The organism is Curvibacter sp. CHRR-16 (assembly GCF_018474005.1).
Classification (GTDB): Bacteria; Pseudomonadota; Gammaproteobacteria; order Burkholderiales; family Burkholderiaceae_C; genus Allorhodoferax.
In genome coordinates this window covers 501,161-519,297 of sequence record NZ_JAHCSH010000001.1, presented here as the reverse complement: position 1 = coordinate 519,297, position 18,137 = coordinate 501,161, and the positions used below count along the sequence as shown (strand labels likewise).

The 18,137-nt window shown below is 59.0% G+C and carries 19 protein-coding genes; 11 read left to right on the top strand and 8 right to left on the bottom strand.

The window, feature by feature from the left end; translation table 11 throughout:
• Positions 1-48: 48 nt before the first annotated feature.
• Entirely contained in the window at positions 49-660 is a 612-nt protein-coding gene (locus KIK84_RS02420; protein ID WP_214121587.1) for a LysE family translocator, read from the bottom strand.
• Positions 661-768: 108 nt separating this feature from the next.
• Here KIK84_RS02420 and KIK84_RS02415 point away from each other — a divergent pair, with 108 nt between their 5' ends.
• Positions 769-1,704, top strand: a complete 936-nt coding sequence (locus tag KIK84_RS02415) for a LysR family transcriptional regulator (protein WP_214121373.1) — start codon at positions 769-771, stop codon at positions 1,702-1,704.
• Between the two features lie 296 nt (positions 1,705-2,000).
• Here KIK84_RS02415 and KIK84_RS02410 read toward each other — a convergent pair whose 3' ends face one another.
• Both KIK84_RS02410 and KIK84_RS02405 read right to left on the bottom strand, forming a co-directional pair.
• On the bottom strand, positions 2,001-3,422 hold the full coding sequence (locus tag KIK84_RS02410; RefSeq protein WP_214121372.1) for a DUF1501 domain-containing protein: 1,422 nt from the start codon (positions 3,420-3,422) through the stop codon (positions 2,001-2,003).
• A 23-nt stretch (positions 3,423-3,445) separates the two neighbouring features.
• Positions 3,446-5,281, bottom strand: coding sequence for a DUF1800 domain-containing protein (locus tag KIK84_RS02405; RefSeq protein WP_214121371.1), 1,836 nt, complete (start codon positions 5,279-5,281; stop codon positions 3,446-3,448).
• 634 nt (positions 5,282-5,915) lie between these two features.
• Between KIK84_RS02405 and KIK84_RS02400 the strand changes: the two genes are divergently transcribed.
• The 3 genes from KIK84_RS02400 to KIK84_RS02390 are packed head-to-tail and all read left to right on the top strand — an operon-like array spanning position 5,916 to position 8,391.
• A complete protein-coding gene (locus KIK84_RS02400; protein ID WP_214121370.1) occupies positions 5,916-6,494 on the top strand; it encodes a cysteine hydrolase family protein in 579 nt (192 codons plus the stop codon).
• Complete coding sequence (locus tag KIK84_RS02395; protein WP_214121369.1) at positions 6,491-7,387, top strand: EamA family transporter; 897 nt, start codon at positions 6,491-6,493, stop codon at positions 7,385-7,387. The genes KIK84_RS02400 and KIK84_RS02395 overlap by 4 nt, the downstream gene beginning before the upstream one ends.
• Positions 7,384-8,391: a GlxA family transcriptional regulator gene (locus KIK84_RS02390; protein ID WP_214121368.1), complete on the top strand. Its 1,008-nt coding sequence runs from the start codon at positions 7,384-7,386 to the stop codon at positions 8,389-8,391. Before KIK84_RS02395 ends, KIK84_RS02390 begins: the two co-directional genes overlap by 4 nt.
• Here the strand turns inward: KIK84_RS02390 and KIK84_RS02385 are convergent.
• The 3 genes from KIK84_RS02385 to murJ all read right to left on the bottom strand — a co-directional run bounded on the left by KIK84_RS02385 (position 8,371) and on the right by murJ (position 11,909).
• The gene (locus KIK84_RS02385; RefSeq protein ID WP_214121367.1) at positions 8,371-9,363 is read right to left on the bottom strand and encodes an asparaginase; all 993 of its coding nucleotides are present in this window, start codon (positions 9,361-9,363) and stop codon (positions 8,371-8,373) included. The genes KIK84_RS02390 and KIK84_RS02385 overlap by 21 nt on opposite strands.
• Before the next feature lie 86 nt (positions 9,364-9,449).
• The gene (locus KIK84_RS02380; protein ID WP_214121366.1) at positions 9,450-10,337 is read right to left on the bottom strand and encodes a SirB1 family protein; all 888 of its coding nucleotides are present in this window, start codon (positions 10,335-10,337) and stop codon (positions 9,450-9,452) included.
• Between the two features lie 3 nt (positions 10,338-10,340).
• Entirely contained in the window at positions 10,341-11,909 is a 1,569-nt protein-coding gene (murJ, locus tag KIK84_RS02375; protein ID WP_214121365.1) for a murein biosynthesis integral membrane protein MurJ, read from the bottom strand.
• Positions 11,910-12,000: 91 nt separating this feature from the next.
• On the opposite strand from murJ, the gene rpsT reads away from it, so the two are divergent.
• Positions 12,001-12,300 carry a 30S ribosomal protein S20 gene (gene rpsT, locus KIK84_RS02370; RefSeq protein WP_214121364.1) on the top strand — a complete coding sequence of 100 codons (300 nt, stop codon included), beginning with the start codon at positions 12,001-12,003 and terminating at the stop codon, positions 12,298-12,300.
• Between the two features lie 150 nt (positions 12,301-12,450).
• On the opposite strand, the gene KIK84_RS02365 is transcribed toward rpsT, so the two are convergent.
• Positions 12,451-12,900 carry an OsmC family protein gene (locus KIK84_RS02365; protein WP_214121363.1) on the bottom strand — a complete coding sequence of 150 codons (450 nt, stop codon included), beginning with the start codon at positions 12,898-12,900 and terminating at the stop codon, positions 12,451-12,453.
• 101 nt (positions 12,901-13,001) lie between these two features.
• On the opposite strand from KIK84_RS02365, the gene ilvA reads away from it, so the two are divergent.
• A complete protein-coding gene (ilvA, locus tag KIK84_RS02360; protein ID WP_214121362.1) occupies positions 13,002-14,621 on the top strand; it encodes a threonine ammonia-lyase, biosynthetic in 1,620 nt (539 codons plus the stop codon).
• Here the strand turns inward: ilvA and KIK84_RS02355 are convergent.
• Complete coding sequence (locus KIK84_RS02355; RefSeq protein WP_214121361.1) at positions 14,560-15,066, bottom strand: SctD/MshK family protein; 507 nt, start codon at positions 15,064-15,066, stop codon at positions 14,560-14,562. The genes ilvA and KIK84_RS02355 overlap by 62 nt on opposite strands.
• 151 nt (positions 15,067-15,217) lie before the next feature.
• On the opposite strand from KIK84_RS02355, the gene gspG reads away from it, so the two are divergent.
• From gspG to gspK, 5 genes are read left to right on the top strand one after another with little or no spacing between them, the layout of a single operon-like run.
• Positions 15,218-15,664: a type II secretion system major pseudopilin GspG gene (gene gspG / locus KIK84_RS02350; RefSeq protein ID WP_284150452.1), complete on the top strand. Its 447-nt coding sequence runs from the start codon at positions 15,218-15,220 to the stop codon at positions 15,662-15,664.
• Positions 15,654-16,151 carry a hypothetical protein gene (locus tag KIK84_RS02345; protein WP_214121360.1) on the top strand — a complete coding sequence of 166 codons (498 nt, stop codon included), beginning with the start codon at positions 15,654-15,656 and terminating at the stop codon, positions 16,149-16,151. Before gspG ends, KIK84_RS02345 begins: the two co-directional genes overlap by 11 nt.
• A gap of 10 nt (positions 16,152-16,161) precedes the next feature.
• A complete protein-coding gene (gene gspI / locus KIK84_RS02340; protein WP_214121359.1) occupies positions 16,162-16,518 on the top strand; it encodes a type II secretion system minor pseudopilin GspI in 357 nt (118 codons plus the stop codon).
• Positions 16,518-17,159: a PulJ/GspJ family protein gene (locus KIK84_RS02335; RefSeq protein ID WP_214121358.1), complete on the top strand. Its 642-nt coding sequence runs from the start codon at positions 16,518-16,520 to the stop codon at positions 17,157-17,159. The genes gspI and KIK84_RS02335 overlap by 1 nt, the downstream gene beginning before the upstream one ends.
• Positions 17,159-18,118 carry a type II secretion system minor pseudopilin GspK gene (gene gspK, locus KIK84_RS02330; RefSeq protein WP_214121357.1) on the top strand — a complete coding sequence of 320 codons (960 nt, stop codon included), beginning with the start codon at positions 17,159-17,161 and terminating at the stop codon, positions 18,116-18,118. The genes KIK84_RS02335 and gspK overlap by 1 nt, the downstream gene beginning before the upstream one ends.
• Positions 18,119-18,137 lie beyond the last annotated feature (19 nt).

The following is an 18,137-nucleotide window of genomic DNA, read 5'->3' as shown; positions in this document are numbered from 1 at the left end:
CCATGCCGGCAACTTGAACCTGACCAGCCCCACCTTGCAATGGCGGGTTTATGCCTGCAACTGACTCAGCGCCAGTACTGCCCCCAAGGCGCCCAGCGCCAGCGCAATGCAGCGGTTAAGCACGATTTGGCGCGCCAGCAAACGCTGGCGCAACTGCTCTTGTGACAGCAGCAGAGCGACCACCGCAAACCACCCCCAATGCGCCAGCGCCATGAAGGCACCGTAGCCCACCTGCACGCCCCACGGCGTACCCGGATGCACGACTTGGGTAAAAACGCTGAGCACAAACAAAGTGGTTTTGGGGTTGAGAGCATTGGTCAAAAAACCCATGCGCAAGCACTGCATCGCAGACAGGCTGGCAGGCCCACTGGCAGTGGACTGCACCCGCGCCCCCCAGGTCTGCCACCCCACGTACACCAAGTAGGCTGCGCCCAAGAGTTTGATCAAGCCTAGCGCCTGCGGCGTACTGCGCAGCACCACCGCAACCCCCAGCAAGGTATACAGCACATGCAGGCACACCCCTGCGGCTATGCCCGCGGCGCAGACAAGCCCTGCCCGCCGTCCATGCAACACGCTGTTGCGGGTGATCATGGCAAAGTCGGCACCGGGGCTGATGACGGCCAGCATGGTGATGGTGGCGACGGCAGATATTTCCAATATTTGAGAATTACTCACACAAAATCCTTTGGCTATGCGTGCAAAAGTCCTGCACTGCCTCGAATTTTTTAGTTTTATGCGGATTTTTAAAAACGATTTATCCTTGCCTTTATGCGTGAGAAAAAATCACACTTCAGCAGCACCCCACCCCTCAATGCCTTGCGCTTTTTTGAAGCCGCAGCACGCTTGGGCAGCTTTGTGCAGGCAGCAGACGAATTGCATGTCACCCACGGGGCCGTCAGCAGGCAAATTCGCGCGCTGGAAGAGCGCTTGGGCCAAGCCTTGTTCGAGCGGCGCAACCGAGCGGTGTTTCTCACCCCCGCTGGTTTAGCCCTGCAAGACACCTGCGACCAAGCATTTGCTGTATTGGCCAAGGGGCTGCAGGCCATCAGCCAAGCCACCAATGAACCGAATCTGGTGCTGTCGTGTGAGCCCACCATTGCCATCCAATGGCTCATTCCCCGGTTGCCGCTGTGGCAAGCCCAGCATCCGCACTGGAACATCCACCTGCTCACTGCCGGCGGTCCGGTGGACTTTGCGCAGCAGCGCATCGATTTGGCACTGCGCCGCAATGACTTTGCATGGCCCCACACCTACCACGCCCACCCCGTGGGCCCCGAATACATGGGCCCCGTGCTGCGCCCGTCCCATCCAACGTCCACCACCACGACCTCAGCACCCACAGCATGGCGACGGCTGCACTCGCGCAGCCGTCCGCAGGCATGGGGGCAATGGCTCAACACCCATCCTGACGCGCTGCCCGAGCAGGTTGGCGATGACTACTTCGAGCACTTTTACCTGTGTTTGCAAGCAGCCGAAGCCGGGCTAGGCGCTGCAATGAGCTCGGTCTACATGGTGGGCGAAGCACTGACACAGCAACGCCCACAAGCCCCGTGGGGGTTTACCGCCGATAGCTCGGCCTACGTCCTCTTGTCCCCTACCCCACTGGGCAGCGATGCCAAACGCCAAGCATTCGCCCACTGGTTGACCGATCAATTCCAAAAAACCTTGTCCGAAAACGCACGACACATATCCCATATCGGATAGTCAAGCAACAACCATGCGCTGAGAATGACTAAACAGCCATTCACTCACAAGTCTGAAAATGCATGCTACTTTGAGCCTGACCGCTTCGACCTCGTGGCGTGAACCCAGCCGGGCGGCGCGATCACAAGGGATTCACCGACTTCTGCTTGCTGTTGGGCCTGTAGCCCACGCTCGCCGCCGATGTAGTACTGGCTGGGGTGATCGGAGCGGTGCGCGCGGGAGGCAAAGCACAAGTGCATGTTGCCGAGCGACCGTGATCTGCTGCGCGCCTCGGGCACCACGATCGACGACAAGAGCTACGTTGCCATAAACCCTAGGTTGGTCGGGTAATCGGTGCCGCCAAAGTTGCTCAGTCTGGGCAGCACATCCGCCAGTTCGCTGTTGCTGACACCAAACCAGCTGGCCAGTGTGGCCGCATACTGGTCTACCGAGGTGCTGGGCAGCAGTCGGCCGGAGCCGACGTGCCACTGGTCATCAGCGGCGCTGGTGTTGCCCACACTGACGGGCGGCGCCTTGCCATAAAAGGCCTTGCCCTTGACCGCACCACCCACCATGAAATGGTGACCACCCCAACCGTGATCGGAGCCGTCGCCGTTGGAGGACAAGGTACGGCCGAAGTCGGAGGCGGTGAAGGCAGTGACCTGGTTGGCTATGCCCATTTCCACGGTGGCGTTGTAGAAGGACGTCATGGCCTCGCTCACTTTGGTGAGGAGTAGGGGTTGTCTGTCCATGAGGCCGTCGTGTACGTCGAACCCGCTCAATCCAACAAAGAACACCTGCCGCTTAACACCCAGTGCGTTGCGCGCATTGATCAGGCGCGCCACCATCTTTAGCTGTGAGGACAGTCCGTCGCCGGAGAAAGCTGTCGATAGTGTCGAACTCGCGACAGCGCTGCTGATGATCGCTTCGGATTCAATGGAACGTTTGATCACTCGGTTGTATTCATTCTCCAGCACATGGGCTCTGGACTGTTGAATGAGCGAAGTGAGCGCATCTCGCACATAGCTTGAGCGATAGGTCGTGGAGCCGCTAATGGGCTCGATGTTGATTGCACCGTTGGTACTGATGCGGTAATCCAGCGCCGTGTCCCCTGACATGAAGACGCCTCCCGAGAGCGACATGCAGGTGAACTGCGAGCGGGTATTGGAGGACAGTGCCAAGTCGCCCATGTTGCCACCCCAGCCTACGGTAGAACCTTCGGCAGAATCTGATTGCCACACCGATTGCTGGTCGTTGTGCGAGAAGAGCTTGGGCGGAATTGGGTAAGTCACCCGGTTGCCGCTGTTGTATTGCGCACGAGTCAGCGGGACGATGAGCGGCCCCACGTTCAGCTGCACCGCGGCCTTGCCAGCGTTGAACAGGCCAGCCATGCCGGTCATGGCGGGGTGCAACGCATACTGGCGGCCGCCAGCCAAGGCGGTGGTCGGGCTGAGCAAGGTGGCTGCCAAATCGGCCTTCTTTTCAGCGATGCTGGTGCGGATGGCGGCGTATTTGTTGTAGCTGTCATCGTCATACGTGATGACGGTGTTGGCGTAGTCATTGCCACCGAACAGGAACACGCACACCAGCGCCTTGTAGTCGGTGGCGGTAAAGGCGGCAGCCTCGCCCATGGCGGCAAGATTCAATGCAAAGGGCGTGGCGGTGCCAGCCAGGCTCAGTTGGGCGGCGCGGCGCAAAAAGGCGCGGCGGCTGTGGAATTCAGGTTTGATGTAGTTCATGGCGCTGCTCTCTTGGCGTCGGGTTATTTCTGGATAAGGTAGTCAGCCGAAGCCATGACCAGCAGCACTGCAGCTGCGATGCGGTTCTTCTTCTCCTCTGCGGTGCTGGCATTGGTGACGGCTTTCCCCTTGATCGCGTCTGAAATCAACTTCACCGTGACAGCGGAAAGCTGGCCCGCGCACATCAGCAGGTTGACGCGAGCCAACAGTGCATCGGCATCGGTCACGAGGGCCAATTCGTTGGGGTATCCCGTAGAGATGTCAAACCCGTTGGTTTCGTTGCTGGCAGGGTTGCTGTAATTCGGCCCATTCACGAAATAACCTTTTTGTATGACGGGGGCCATGAAGTTGAGGTAGCGGGCCACGGAGACTTCGTTCACCAACTGAAACTCGGGCGCGACCTGCTTTGCTGTGGCCATCGCCGTGGATGGCGGCACATATCCGGGGCGGAAGAAATTGAACACCGAGGGTGAGCGAAGCGGGCTTTGTCCCAAGTCGCCACTCAGGTCTTCGATCTTCCAGGTGCCATACCCGGACGTAACACCAAAGGTGCGCCCCCATTGCAGAAAGCGCAGCATGGGTTCTCGCAAACGGCCATACGAGGAGTCTGACAAGCCAGCGGACGAGCGAGCCTCGTCGTCCATCAGGATGGCGGTGATGACGGCCTTCATGTCGCCACGCACGCCAGAACCGTTGTTGTTGAACCGAGCTGCCACACGGCTGACGTAGGCAGGCGAGGGATTACTGGTAACCAGCCGCTGAATTAGCTGCTTGCCGATGAAGGGACCGACATTGGCGTGATTGAAGAGGGCGTCCAGCGCCTGCTCCAACGCTTGCGCGCCCGGCGTACCTGCGGGGATGGTCGTGCCCAAGAACTCGACAGCCAGTGTGGAATGCAAGGACGCCGTGAGCGTCATGGGCAATCTGGTGTAGTAGGTGCTGATGATCTTTTGACCGTTTTCTGGAATGGTGAACCCGCCAGCGTTTTGCGATTGGTCAATGTCGTAGCCAGTGAACACCCGGGCTAGGTTGGAAACGTCACTTTGCGTGTAGGTTTCCAAAGCCGTACCAGAGGAATCGGTTTTGACCGTGCCATCCTGGTTCAGCTGAACCAAGCCTATGGTCATCAGTTGCATGATTTCGCGCGCGAAATTCTCGTCAGGCAATCGACCTGTGGCGGCGTTTTCTTTCTGGTTGCCGCGTGTGTTCAGGTAATAGCCCATTGCCACATTCAGGGTCATGTCCTTCATCAACTGCCTGTAGTTGCCAAATGCATTGGCCACCAATTGATCCCAGTAGTGCGCTATCGCGTGGCTGCGCCAGTTGAAATCCAAATCAGTGACGGACACCACAAAAATTTCTGACAGCGCCAAGGCGATGCGCTTGCGCAAAGTGTCTGTGCAGGTCATCAGCTCCGCCCACATCATCCAGTCGGCTTGATAGGTGCGTTGCCAGTAGTTCGTGCTGTTGGATGGGCTGGCATAGCCGTGTTCATTGAGCCAGTCCCAACGTTTGGTACCCACCGATCGGTTGAATTGGTCGTCGAGCCAGCTTTCATAGGATCTAGCCCGCACGGCTGCAATGTCCTCCGTGGTCGCGAAGCACTGGGCTTGAATAAGAAAGCGCGCAGCTTCTCGGTCAGTGCTTGCCGTTGCGTAGGTGTAATTACCAGAAATAATTGTTCGGCTGCTGCTGCCCCCACCACCATCCCCACCGCCCCCACCACCACAAGCTGTCAGCGCCACGCTGGACACCAGGGGCACCGCTACCGGGACACCAAGTCGGGAGCTTTCTGAGTTCGACGCAGGCAATAAAGGTGACGCGATAGCGTGAGACTCCTCAGTCACTGCTTGGCGCATAGTTATTTCATTAGTTGTTGTCATGGTACAAGTCGTTGCGGGTTCAGGTCAGGGGCGGTGCATGCGAGCTAAGGGGTGAAGCCGCAACGATGCGTACCGTTTTGTGGATTCCTTTTAACGATCTGACGTTGAGCAAAGAATCTCGGCGTCAGATACCCCGTATCCAGATGGTCATGAACGGATAACGACTCTGTTGCAGAGCCCGTGCCAACCATGCCAGCGGCGGGGAGAGAAAGATATAAGTCTTTGATTTTTAAAGGATAAAACCATTTCTGCATTCATAACATGAACAATGCAGGAGGGTAGAAAGAGGCTAAAAATGGCCATTAATGTCGCAAGATGACCAAAGTGTGTTACATAAAAAACTCTTACTTGCAACGTTTGCTTACAAAAAATTGGTGCGAACTTGGCCTTTATCAAAAGCTCTAATTGATACCAAGGCTCCTAGATGAAAGCGCTGATGCACATCTGCCCGCCGCTGGGGACACACCAAAAGGAACAAACACTGCGTAGATGCGCGCTACCAGACGCCAAAACATGTCCGAAAACGAATGCTATTTGTCCCATATCGGATAGCCAAGCAACAGCCATGCGCTGAGAATGACTCTATCGCCATTCACTTAGGAGTCTGAAAATGCATGCTGCTTTATTGGTTATCGATGTTCAAGAGTCGTTTCGCCATCGCCCCTACTTTGAGCCTGCACGCGCTGGTGCCTACTTGCAGCAGCAAAACGCGCTGATCGGGCACTGCCAGAGTCGGGGCATTCCCATCGTGCGCATCTTGCACACCGACGGCCCCGAGGAAGCCAGCAACCCATTCTCCCTGCGCAGTGGCCATGTGCGGCCACTGGAAGGGTTGGCCGACTTTGCCGAAGCCGCCCGTTTTGTGAAGCGCCGCCACAGCGCGCTGGTGGGCACTGGGCTGGATGTGTGGCTGACCGAGCGCGGCATTGGCCGCCTTATCGTCAGCGGCATCCGCACCGAGCAGTGCTGCGAAACCACCACGCGCCATGCGTCTGACTTGGGCTGGAGCGTGGACTACCTGCTAGATGCCACCCTCACCTTTGACATGCAGACCCCAGACGGGCGTCCTTTGAGCGCCAGCGATTTGGCCGAACGCACCGCTGCAGCCCTGCACCAGCGCTTTGCCCACGTGAGCGATGTGGCAACATGGTGCCAAACCCCACTGACCGAACGATCCAGCTACCTATGACACCGCGCCAATGCCTGATGGCCCTTGCCATCGTTCTCACCTGGGGGGTGAACTTCGTCGTCATCAAAGTGGGCCTGCAAGGCGGCATACCGCCCCTGCTGCTGGGGGCACTGCGCTTTGCGCTGGTGGCTTTTCCTGCGGCGCTGCTGGTGCCCCGCCCCCAAGTGCCGCTGCGCTGGCTGGTGGCCTATGGGTTGACCATTAGCCTGGGGCAGTTTGCCTTCTTGTTCTGGGGCATGGCCGTGGGCTTGCCGGCAGGGCTGGCCTCGGTGGTGCTGCAGTCGCAGGTGCTGTTCACCATTGGTTTGTCGGTGCTGCTGTTTGGCGAGCGGCTGCGCCTGCCCAATGTGGTGGGCGTGCTGGTGGCCATGGCGGGCTTGGGCCTGCTGGGCTGGCACAGCCTGAACCAATCGCAAACACCCAGCGGCACCGGCGCCCTGCTCGGCTTTGGCCTGTGCCTGCTGGCCGCGCTGTGCTGGGCCAGTGGCAACCTCATCAACAAACGCATGCAGGCCGCACCGACCGACCTGATGGGCGTAGTGGTGTGGAGCGCCATGGTGCCGGTGCTGCCCTTTGTCCTGCTGTCGTATGCGCTGGAGGGGCCAGAGCGCATCAACACCGCGCTCAGTGGCCTGCACTGGAGCGGTGTGCTTGCCGTGCTCTATTTGGCCTACGCCGCCACCATCTTGGGCTACACGCTGTGGGGCAAGCTGCTCACCCAACTGCCCACCAGCACCGTCGCCCCGCTCACCCTGCTGGTGCCCGTGGTAGGCCTGTCCAGCGCCTGGCTGCTGCTGGGTGAACAACTGGCTGCACTGCAATTGGCAGGGGCTGCCACCATCTTGCTGGGGCTTAGCATCCACGTGCTGGGCGGGCGGTGGATCAAACCATGATGCCAAGCCCCACCCACGTCCACTTCCTCCTGCTGCCCGGCAGCATCTTGCTGGACTGGGCGGGCCCGGCGGAGGCGCTGCGCATTGCCAACCAGTTGCACATGGCGCAGGGGCAGCCAGCGCTGTGGGAGCTGCATTTTTGCGGGGCCAGCGGCCAGGCCAGTAGCTCGGTGGGGGCTGTCATTCAGTCGCTGGAGCCGCTGCCCAGTGCGGCCACGCTGGCGTGGGGGGTGCACTGGCTGGTGCTGGTGGGCCAACCGGGTGGCAACGTGGTGCTAGACCACCCGGACGCGCAAACCCTGCTGCGCTGGCTGCGGGCACTGCCTGTGCCTTTGGCAGCAGGTCGCGTGGAGCTGCTGTGCGTGTGTGCGGGCGCGGTCATAGCGGCGCACGCCGGGCTGCTGCACCAGCGCCACGCCACCACGCACCACCAGCATTTGGACGAGTTGCGCACCGTGGCCCCCACCTGCCATGTGCAGGACAACCGGGTGTTTGTGCAAGACGATGGCATCTACACCAGCGCGGGCATGACGACGGGCATTGATTTGTTTTTGCACCGCATTGCCGCACAGGGCGGCGCGGCACTGGCGGCGCAGGTGGCGCAGACCATGGTGGTGGCGCTGCGGCGTGGCCCGCACGACCCGGAGCTGTCGCCGTTCCTGAGCTACCGCCAGCACATCCACCCCACGGTGCACCGACTGCAAGACGCCATCAGCCAGCAGCCGCACCTGAACTGGTCGCTGCCGCGCATGGCCGAGCTGGCGCACAGCTCTACCCGCCACGTGGCGCGCTTGTTCAATGTGCATGCAGGCATTTCGCCACTGGAGTATGTGCAACGCATCCGGCTGGCCACGGCACAAGCGGCGCTGCAGGCGGGCTACAGCGTGACCAAGGCGGCAGAGATAGCGGGCTTTAGCTCCGATGGGCAACTGCGCCGTAGCTGGCATGCGCTGGGCATGGCGGGCGCGCCGTCTAGCGTCACATCACACGCCAAAAGCAGCTAGCAAACGGGCCCGGTCTACTGGGCCGTTTTGCAGCAACAGCGTGAGCAATATCTTGGCTTTTTGCGGGCTCAAGTCCCCAGCCATCACGGCCCCAGCGTCAAACGTGGTTTTGCCACCGCCCTCAAAGGCGTACAGCGGGTAGGTGCGGCCATTGGGCACACGGCTGGCCACCACCACGGGCACGCCCTTGTCCAAGGCGTAGCGCACCGCCTCGAACATGGACACATTCATATTGCCCATGCCCACGGCCTGCACCACGATGCCCTGCGTGCCTGTGTCCACCGCGTGGCGGATGAACATGCCATCGGCCCCGGCGTACATGGGAAAAATGTGCACCACCGGGAACTGGCTGGCCGTGATGGGGATGTGCATGCGCCGCAGCGGGCTGCGCGAGAAAACCACCTTGTCGTCCCACACTTCACCGAGCCAGCCGTAGTTGCCACTTTGGAAGGTTTCCACATGGGCGGTGTGCATTTTGGTGACGCTGCGGGCGGCGTTGATTTGCCCATTCATGGCCACCACCACGCCCATGCCATGTGCTTGGGGCGCTACGGCAATGCGGATGGCGTTGAGCAGGTTGCGCGGGCCGTCAAAGTCGGGCGCAGAGGCATTGCGCTGCGCGCCCACCAGCACCACGGGTTTGTCGGACTGCACGGTCAAGTCCAGCCAGTAGGCGGTTTCTTCCATGGTGTCGGTGCCCTGGGCGATGACGACGCCCGCCACCTCGGGCCGGGCCAGCGCCGCTTGCACCGCTTGGGTGAGGCGCGCCCACCAGTCGTTGGTGATGTAGTTGGCACTGGTTTTGGAGAAGTTGTTCACCTCGATCTGCGCGTAGCGCGCTGCATCGGGCACGCTGTGCAGCAAGTCGTCGCCGGTGATGGCGGGCACTACGCCGCCAGTGTGGGGATCCACCTTCATGGCAATGGTGCCGCCGGTGGCAATGAAATGGACAACAGGGTGTGGAGCAGTCATACCCCAAGTATGTACCAGCTAAACCCGCTAGGACTGGGTAGAGGCTAGAGTGCGCCCAAGATTGGAGCTTGCGTCTGATGCCTGCACTAAGCCACTGGATTGCGAGGGGCTGCATCGCCCATCCCATCCCCATCGGGCAAGTCCATCAAATGGGCCAACACCAGCACGCGGTCGGGGGCATCGGGCATTTCGTGCAGGTAGCGCTCCCAGTCGGCCTTGGCTTGCGGGCTCTGCCCCAAGGCGGCGTAGACCTCGGCACGGTCGCGGTACTCTTCCCATGCTTGAGGCTGCAAGATGAGCAAGCGCTGCTGCACGGCCAAAGCCTTGCCCCAGCTATTGTTGCTGCGGTAAATCTCCTTGAGGTTGCGCAGCATGCGCACCAGCATGTCGCGTGCCGTAGCGGGTCGCAAATGCAACCCCAGCGAAGGCTCCTCGGGCTCAGGCAAGCCCATGCGCTTGCGCCAAGGCTCCAGCATTTCGTTGAGTTCTTCGGCGTTGAAGCTGTTGCCCGAGAGCGGATCCATCACCACCTGTCCCACAGGCAAGTACACCGTCACCATGAAATGCCCGGGAAAGCTCACGCCTTGCGCATCGAGTTTGATGGCGCGGGCCAAATCCAGCCAAATGACAGCCAGCGAGATAGGGATGCCGCGCCGCGTTTCCACCACACGGTGCAAAAAGCTGTTGTCCGGGTCGTAGTAGTTATTGGCATTGCCCGACATGCCCAGCTCCTGAAAAAAGAACTGGTTGAGCATGCGCAGGCGGTGCAGCACCGGGGCGTCGGCGGGCAAACGGCGTTTGATGGTGTCGGCCCAGCGGTCTATCTGGTACTGCACAGCCTGTATATCCACATCCTCGTACACGTCTTGGGCCAAGGAAATGGCGGCCTCGGTCAACGGTATGGCGTCATCCTCCAACACCAAACTGGCGAAATACTCCAGTGGTGAGGGCAAGTGGTATTGCAAGCTAGCCATGGCTTAACTCTTGCGCAAGAAGCGCCGCATGTCCATACCCGCAGCCCAGGCCGCGCCGAAATACAACAAGGCTGCGCCTGCCAGCATCAGTGCCATGTAGGCCACACGCAGCAGTTTTTGGCCATGCATGTGGGTCCAATCCACCAAGCCTTGCACCCACAGCAAATACACCACCAGCAAAGCCGATGCCGCCAATACCTGCAACACAAAGCGTCCCCAGCCTGGCAAGGGATGGTAAGCACCACGGCGCACCAGCCCCCACAGCAGCCAGCCCGCATTGAGCAAAGCCCCCAAGCCAATGGACAGCGACAGGCCCGCTTGCTTGAACACGGGAACCAACACCAGATTAAGCAACTGCGTTACCACCAGCACCACAATGGCAATGCGCACTGGGGTGCGGATGTCTTGACTGGCGTAGTAACCGGGTGCCAGCACCTTGACGGCGATGATGCCCAACAAGCCCACGCCCCAGCCCATGAGAGCCTGACTCGTTTCCAGCACATCGCGCTCGCTGAACGCGCCATAGTGGTACAGCACGGCCACCACTGGCTTGGCAAACACCAACAAACCGATGGCACACGGTATAGCCAGTAACACCACCAAACGCAGGCCCCAGTCGAGCAAGGAGCCGTAGCGATCCGTGTCTTTAGCGGCATTGGCGGCTGCCAGTTGCGGCATCAGCACCACACCCAAAGCCACCCCCAGCAGGGCGGTGGGGAACTCCATCAGGCGGTCGGCATAGGTGAGCCAACTCACACTCCCACTGGGCAGATGAGAAGCAATTTGGGTGTTGATGAGCAAGGATAGCTGCGACACGCTCACCCCCAACAAGGCTGGCAACATGAGTTTGGCGATATGGCGGGTTTCCGGGTCTGCCGACGCATTTTGCAAGGCTTTCCAAGTGAGTCCAATGCGCGGCAGCAGCCCCATGCGCAGCAAACTGGGCACTTGCACCAAGAGCTGCAGCACGCCACCGGCCATCACCCCCCCGGCCATGGCGTAAATGGGTTCGATGCCGTGCGCGCGCAGCCAAGGAACGCCCAGCCATGCCGCACCAATCATGCAGACATTGAGCATGACCGGCGTGGCTGCGGGTACGGCAAACTCTTTCCACGTATTGAGCACGCCCGACGTGAAAGCCACCAGCGACATGAAGCCGATGTAGGGGAACATCCAGCGCGTCATGACTACAGCAGCGTCGTAGCCCGCGGGGTTTTGCGCCAAACCACTGGCCATGGCCCACACCATGAGGGGGGCCGCCAGCATGCCGAGCACACAGGTAATCAAGAGCACCCATGCCAACACAGTGGCCACGTCGTCGATGAGCCGCTTGGTTGTTTCTTCGCTTTGCTTGGCCTTGCTGGCAGCCAGCACCGGCACAAAGGCTTGGCTGAACGCCCCTTCGGCAAACAAGCGCCGAAACAGGTTGGGAATGCGAAAAGCCACATTGAAGGCATCGGTCATGGCGCTGGCACCAAAAGCCGATGCCACCAACAACTCGCGTACCAAACCAGTCACGCGCGAGGCCAATGTCCACAAGGACACAGTAGATACAGATTTCAATAAGGTCACAGCCCAAGTGTAGTGCCTAGCGCAGCCATGGGTGCGGTGTTACAATGCTCGGCTTTGCTGACAACATCCTCAGACATTTAAGGACACTATCATGGCTTCTGGAAAACCAAAGAAAAAGAACCCCCGCCTGGCATCTGGCCGTAAACGCGCCCGCCAGGACGTGAAACTGAACGCAGCGAACTCTTCCCTGCGCTCCAAATACCGCACTGCGGTGAAAAACGTTGAAAAAGCTGTTTTGGCTGGCGACAAGTCCAAAGCAGGTGAACTGTTTGTGAAGATGCAAGCCATTGTGGACACAGTGGCTGACAAAGGCATCTTCCACAAGAACAAAGCAGCTCGCGACAAGAGCCGCTTGGCTTCCAAGGTCAAGGCCTTGGCACTGGCTGCGTAAGCAGTCATTACCCGCACAGCCTGTACCAACAGGCTGCCGTTTGTAACGGGTGCGCTGTCAGTAAAAGCAAAAAAGAGAAAGCCGCTTCAGTCGAAGCGGCTTTTTTCTTGGGCACTGCGCAGTACGCAGTGCTTTTATTGCATCCGATGCTCAGGCCTCGATCAAATCAAACCCTGTGGTGATCTCAGCGGTTTTGCCCATCATGATGCTGGCCGAGCAGTATTTTTCATGGCTCAGCGCAATAGCACGCTCTACCGCTGCGGCGGGAATGCCCTTGCCAGTGACCGTGAACTGCATGTGGATGCGGGTGAACACCTTGGGGTCGGCATCAGCACGCTCGGCGCTGAGTTTGACGGTGCAACCCCGCACGTCGTGGCGACCGCGTTTGAGGATGAGCACCACGTCGTAGGCCGTGCAGCCGCCCGTGCCCGCCAACACCATCTCCATCGGGCGTGGTGCCAGGTTTTGGCCGCCGTTTTCCGGCTTGGCGGCATCGGGCGCACCATCCATGGCAAAGGCATGGCCCGTGCCTGTTTCAGCGATAAATCCCATGTTCGACCGGGTGTTCAAGCCCCCCGTCCAGCTCACTGTGCATTCCATGTGCAGTCCTCAACAGCCCCGCGCGGGGCAAAAAAATAGGGTTAGAATGAACAAAATGCCCCGCGCGGGGCAAATTTCATTCACCCTAACAGTGTAGCCGCATGAACAAGACCACTTCGCCCTCCTCTGCATTAAGCCCTGCAGACTATCTGCAAAAGATACTCACTGCGCGCGTTTACGACGTAGCGCAAGAAACTGCACTGGAACCCGCGCGCAACCTGAGCCGCCGTTTGCACAACACCATTTTGTTCAAGCGCGAGGATCAGCAACCTGTGCGCAGCTTCAAACTGCGTGGGGCGTACAACAAGATGGCCCAGATGCCGGCCGAGCAAATCGCCAAGGGCGTGATTTGCGCTTCAGCAGGCAACCACGCACAGGGGGTAGCGCTGTCGGCCAACCGCATGGGGGTGCGCGCCGTGATCGTGATGCCCACCACCACACCGCAGGTGAAAGTGGATGCCGTGCGTGGTTTCGGCGGCGAAGTGGTGCTGCATGGGGAGAGCTATTCGGACGCCTACCAACACGCGGTCGCGCTGCAGGCAGAGCAAGGCCTGACCTTTGTGCACCCATTTGACGATCCGGATGTGATCGCCGGACAAGGCACGGTGGCCATGGAAATGATGCGCCAAGCCCAAACCTTGGGGGCCGACAAAGCAGCCAAATCGGGCAACAAAGGGGCCGACAAGTCCGGCCCCGTACTCGATGCGGTGTTTGTCGCCATCGGTGGTGGTGGCCTTATCTCGGGCGTGGCCAATTACATCAAGGCGGTGGATCCACGCATCAAGGTCATTGGTGTGCAAATGAGCGACTCCGACGCCATGATCCAGTCGGTGCAAGCACAAGAGCGCGTGACCTTGGCCGATGTCGGCTTGTTCTCCGATGGCACGGCCGTGAAATTGGTGGGCGAAGAAACTTTCCGCATCAGCAGCGCCTTGGTCGATGACTACATTCGCGTCGACACCGATGCGGTGTGCGCAGCCATCAAAGACATTTTTGCCGACACCCGTTCCATCGTCGAGCCAGCAGGCGCTTTGGCCGTGGCCGCCATCAAAGAGTACGTGCAGCAACACCGCTGTAAAGGACAGACTTTTGCCGCCATTTTGTGTGGCGCGAACATGAATTTTGACCGCCTGCGCTTTGTGGCCGAGCGGGCCGAAGTGGGCGAGGAGCGCGAAGCCCTGTTTGCCATCACCATGCCCGAAGAACGCGGCAGTTTCCGCCGTTTTTGCGAGTTGATTGGTCAATTGCCCGGCGGGCCGCGCAGCGTGACCGAGTTCAACTACCGCATCAGCGACGCCAAGCAAGCCCACGTGTTTGTGGGTTTGAGTACCCACAGCAAGGGCGAATCGGAAAAGCTAGCACGCCAGTTTGACAAGCAGGGCTTCAAAACCTTGGATTTAACCCACGATGAATTGGCCAAAGAGCACGTCCGCCACATGGTAGGCGGGATTTCCAGCCTAGCAGCCAACGAACGCTTACTGCGTTTTGTATTCCCCGAGCGCCCCGGTGCGCTGCTCAAATTCTTGAGCCTGCTGGATCCGGGCTGGAACATCAGCCTGTTCCACTACCGCAACCAAGGGGCCGACTATGGCCGTATTTTGATTGGCATCCAAGTGCCCGCCAGCGACGACGCCGCTTTTGAGCACTTTTTGCAAACGCTCAATTACCCGTACGTGGAGGAGACACAGAATCCTGTGTACCAACTCTTTCTGAAGACATGATGGGAGCCCCATTGGGGCTTTGCACCGCATTCATGGGAGCCGATGGCGGGGGTTGCATTGCCCCCTGCATACCCACATCGCGGGCGGGATATCCACTTGGCATGGAGGCTTGCTGCGGCGACAACAGTACCAACACGCTGTCTTGACCCGAGCGGGATAGCACCACCTTCCTCGATTCAACGGTTTTAACTGTCCAACCATCCATGACAGTCGCGCCAACACCATAGGTTTTGGCCATACCCGATGGCCCTGCGGCAATAAGAGCAGCCCCGCTTTGTCCTTGTCGCAACACACCTAGCAAACGCCAATCGGACAACGGGCTGCTCTCCACCCCCACTGGACTCTGCCCTCCTAGTCCCAATGCAGTAGCTACCTGCGCCGGATCGATAGCTGCACTGTTACTGCTAGCAGGCATCGCTGGCGGTGCAACAGAGAGACCTTGCATGGTCAGTCCCCAATACACTGCACTAGCGGCCGCCAAAGAAGCTACCGCAAATGTGGCCACCTTGGGCCATACTGTGGAAATGAAGGTTGGGCGAATTAACATCATTCAAACATTATGATGTAAAGTCAAACTTTCTTTACAAGATTACCAAATGCAAGTTCAGATGCTGCGAACCTTTACATCCTCAGCCCGAAGCCAGCAACGCGGTTTTACTTTAATCGAATTGATGGTGGTTCTGGTCATCATTGGTCTCTTGGCCGCTTTGATTGTGCCCAATGTGCTCAACCGGGCAGACGATGCCCGAGTTACCGCCGCCAAAACAGATATCGCCAACATTGGACAAGCACTCAAACTGTACAAGCTGGACAACATGCGCTACCCCACTTCGGAGCAAGGCTTGCTGGCATTGGTGAACAAACCGACCTCAGGCCCCATTCCCGGCAACTGGCGTCCTTATTTGGAGAAGCTGCCCAACGACCCCTGGGGCCATCCTTATCTGTACGTGCAACCCGGCATCCATGCCGAAGTAGACGTCATGTCACTGGGGGCAGATGGTCAGCCTGGTGGTGAAGGCAAAGATGCCGACATTGGCAACTAACACGAGCATTGGCTGCACATCGTCAGGTCGTCCTGTACCGAAGCGTAAGCAAGCCCTAGGTTTTTCATTGCTGGAAATGCTGCTGGTTGTCAGTATTGTGGGCTTCGCATCGACGCTGGTTGTACTGGCATTGCGAGATGCTGGACAAAACAGACTCAGCCAGCTTGGCCTGCAAGTGGCCGCCAGCATTGAAAAGGCGCGCGCGCAAAGCCGTGCGCAAAACACCCCATTGTGGTGGCGCACGACCAGCACGGGTTACGCCATCAGCGCTACTGCCAAGCCCGCCAACCGCTGGAACCAAGATAAAGATGCCGTGCCATGGCCTGACCCCGACTTACAAAGCGATAGCGAACCTGTGCTGCTAGGGCCAGAACCCGTTTTGCAGCCCACGCGCATACGCCTGTGGCTGCGCAGCGACCCTGCGCACAGCGTTGAACTCAGCACCGATGGATTGCTGCCGTTTGCACTGCAAAGCAACGCCCCCTGAGCCAACTGCCATGCCCAAATCCACCGGTTTTACGCTCATCGAAGTCTTAGTGGCGCTGGCAATTGTCAGCATTACCTTGATTGCGGGTCTGCAAGCCAGTGCGGCCCTGACTCGCAATGCGCAGCGGCAAAGCCAATTGCTATTGGCGCAAATTTGCGCAGACAACGTCATCAACACCTATCGACTGCGCAGAACCTTGCCCGATACGGGCAATAGCACCCAAACCTGCGAACAAGCTGGTCATGCATTGGCGGTGCAGTTGAACATCACCCGTTCCCCCAACCCCAACTTCAACCTGGTTCAAGTGCGCGTGCAAGATGACGGCATCGGCATCTTGCAACTGATCACTGTGATTGGGCGTTACTGATGCGCAAAGCGGCTGGCTTCACTCTGCTGGAAGTATTGGTAGCGCTCAGCATCATGGCGCTGCTCACGGCCATGGGCTGGCGCACCTTGAGCAACCTGTTTCAAACCCTCCAATACACACGCAGTCATGACCAATCTGCACAAGCACTGCACATGGGCTTTATGCAGTGGCGTGCTGACCTGCAAGCCATGAGTGGACAAAGCGGTTTATTGCCACTGGAGTGGAATGGCAAAACACTTTTCATTACCCGGCGCAGCGCCAACCAAAGCGGGTGGAACGTTGTCGCATGGAGCGCTCTCAACAGTCCTGAAGGCACGCGCTGGGAGCGCTGGAGCAGCCCCCCATTTAGCCAACATGCCGGCTGGCAAGCCGCATGGCAAGACGCCCATAGCTGGGCCAATGGCTCCAGTTCAGTCACGATACGGTCGGTCGCTATAGCGCCCCTAGTCAACTGGCAGGTGTACTTCTATCGTGGCAATAGCTGGAGTAATGCCATGTCCAGCATTGGGGATGAAAGCCTGATACCCGATGGCATACGCTTGCAACTGGATTTGCCAGCTCAGCAAGCCCTGCAAGGGGCCGTCACCCTGGACTGGGTGAGGCCACAAATCAACCCGGCCCTAACCGACACCACGCCATGATGCGCCGCACCATTTCTTTGCGATCACGCGTGCAAGGCGCAGCGCTATTGACTGCCATGCTACTGGTCATGCTGGTAGCCACCGTCACGGCCACAGCCATGTGGCAACAACGCCGCGCCATAGATGTAGAAAGCGCCGAGCGACAAGCGATACAAGCGCGCTGGCTGATGCTCGCTGCCACTGATTGGGCACGCCTCATCCTGCGTGAAGATGCTCGTGGCTCCAATTCAGACAACCTGACCGAGCCATGGGCCATCCCGCTCAAACCAGCACCACTGCACCAACTGCTGGCCAACTATCTGCCCAACCAGAAGGACATCAGCCTGCCGCCCGCCACGGTGGCAGGTTACATAGAGGATGCGCAGTCCAAGTTCAACTTATTCAACATCATCAAAGACAACAAGATCAACCCAGAGAACGTGCAAATCCTGCAAAGACTCTGGCGCTCGCTCGCTCTGTCGGGCAACGACTTGGGCATTGTTCTGCTCAAACTCAATCAAGCCATTAGCAGCGGTGACGACCAAGCACCACTCAAACCACTGCTGCCACAAAGACTGGATGACCTGCAAGCATGGGGTGTCAGTCAGAGCACACTAGAGACCTTGTCTCGCTATGCCATGTGGCTGCCAGAAGAGACCGTTCTCAATGTCAACACGGCAGCATCCGTTGTGCTGTCGGCGGTGCTGAATTTGGATGCCAGCAGAAGCATGCAAATCGTCGCCCAACGCAATCGCAAACCCTACAAAAGTCTTGCCGAACTCAAAGAGTTGGTGGGGGTGAACAACAGCCAGCTCAGCACCACTTACTGCGGGGTAGGCAGCCGTTATTTTTCCGTCCATGTGCAACTCATAATGGACGATCTGCGCACCGAGCAAATCACCCTAGTGCGCCGTGAAGGTGATTTAGTACGGGTTGTGCGCGTGGACTACCAGCCTCCCACAGCCCAAGCAACCGAATAACCACAGAGTGACCACCAGC

Bases quoted from the DNA above. Each gene is read 5' to 3' on its own strand.
- KIK84_RS02415 (WP_214121373.1), top strand. From the start codon at position 769: ATGCGTGAGAAAAAATCACACTTCAGCAGCACCCCACCCCTCAATGCC.
- KIK84_RS02410 (WP_214121372.1), bottom strand. From the start codon at position 3,422: ATGAACTACATCAAACCTGAATTCCACAGCCGCCGCGCCTTTTTGCGC.
- KIK84_RS02405 (WP_214121371.1), bottom strand. From the start codon at position 5,281: ATGCGCCAAGCAGTGACTGAGGAGTCTCACGCTATCGCGTCACCTTTA.
- KIK84_RS02400 (WP_214121370.1), top strand. From the start codon at position 5,916: ATGCATGCTGCTTTATTGGTTATCGATGTTCAAGAGTCGTTTCGCCAT.
- KIK84_RS02395 (WP_214121369.1), top strand. From the start codon at position 6,491: ATGACACCGCGCCAATGCCTGATGGCCCTTGCCATCGTTCTCACCTGG.
- KIK84_RS02390 (WP_214121368.1), top strand. From the start codon at position 7,384: ATGATGCCAAGCCCCACCCACGTCCACTTCCTCCTGCTGCCCGGCAGC.
- KIK84_RS02385 (WP_214121367.1), bottom strand. From the start codon at position 9,363: ATGACTGCTCCACACCCTGTTGTCCATTTCATTGCCACCGGCGGCACC.
- KIK84_RS02380 (WP_214121366.1), bottom strand. From the start codon at position 10,337: ATGGCTAGCTTGCAATACCACTTGCCCTCACCACTGGAGTATTTCGCC.
- rpsT (WP_214121364.1), top strand. From the start codon at position 12,001: ATGGCTTCTGGAAAACCAAAGAAAAAGAACCCCCGCCTGGCATCTGGC.
- KIK84_RS02365 (WP_214121363.1), bottom strand. From the start codon at position 12,900: ATGGAATGCACAGTGAGCTGGACGGGGGGCTTGAACACCCGGTCGAAC.
- ilvA (WP_214121362.1), top strand. From the start codon at position 13,002: ATGAACAAGACCACTTCGCCCTCCTCTGCATTAAGCCCTGCAGACTAT.
- KIK84_RS02355 (WP_214121361.1), bottom strand. From the start codon at position 15,066: ATGCAAGGTCTCTCTGTTGCACCGCCAGCGATGCCTGCTAGCAGTAAC.
- gspG (WP_284150452.1), top strand. From the start codon at position 15,218: ATGCAAGTTCAGATGCTGCGAACCTTTACATCCTCAGCCCGAAGCCAG.
- gspI (WP_214121359.1), top strand. From the start codon at position 16,162: ATGCCCAAATCCACCGGTTTTACGCTCATCGAAGTCTTAGTGGCGCTG.
- KIK84_RS02335 (WP_214121358.1), top strand. From the start codon at position 16,518: ATGCGCAAAGCGGCTGGCTTCACTCTGCTGGAAGTATTGGTAGCGCTC.
- gspK (WP_214121357.1), top strand. From the start codon at position 17,159: ATGCGCCGCACCATTTCTTTGCGATCACGCGTGCAAGGCGCAGCGCTA.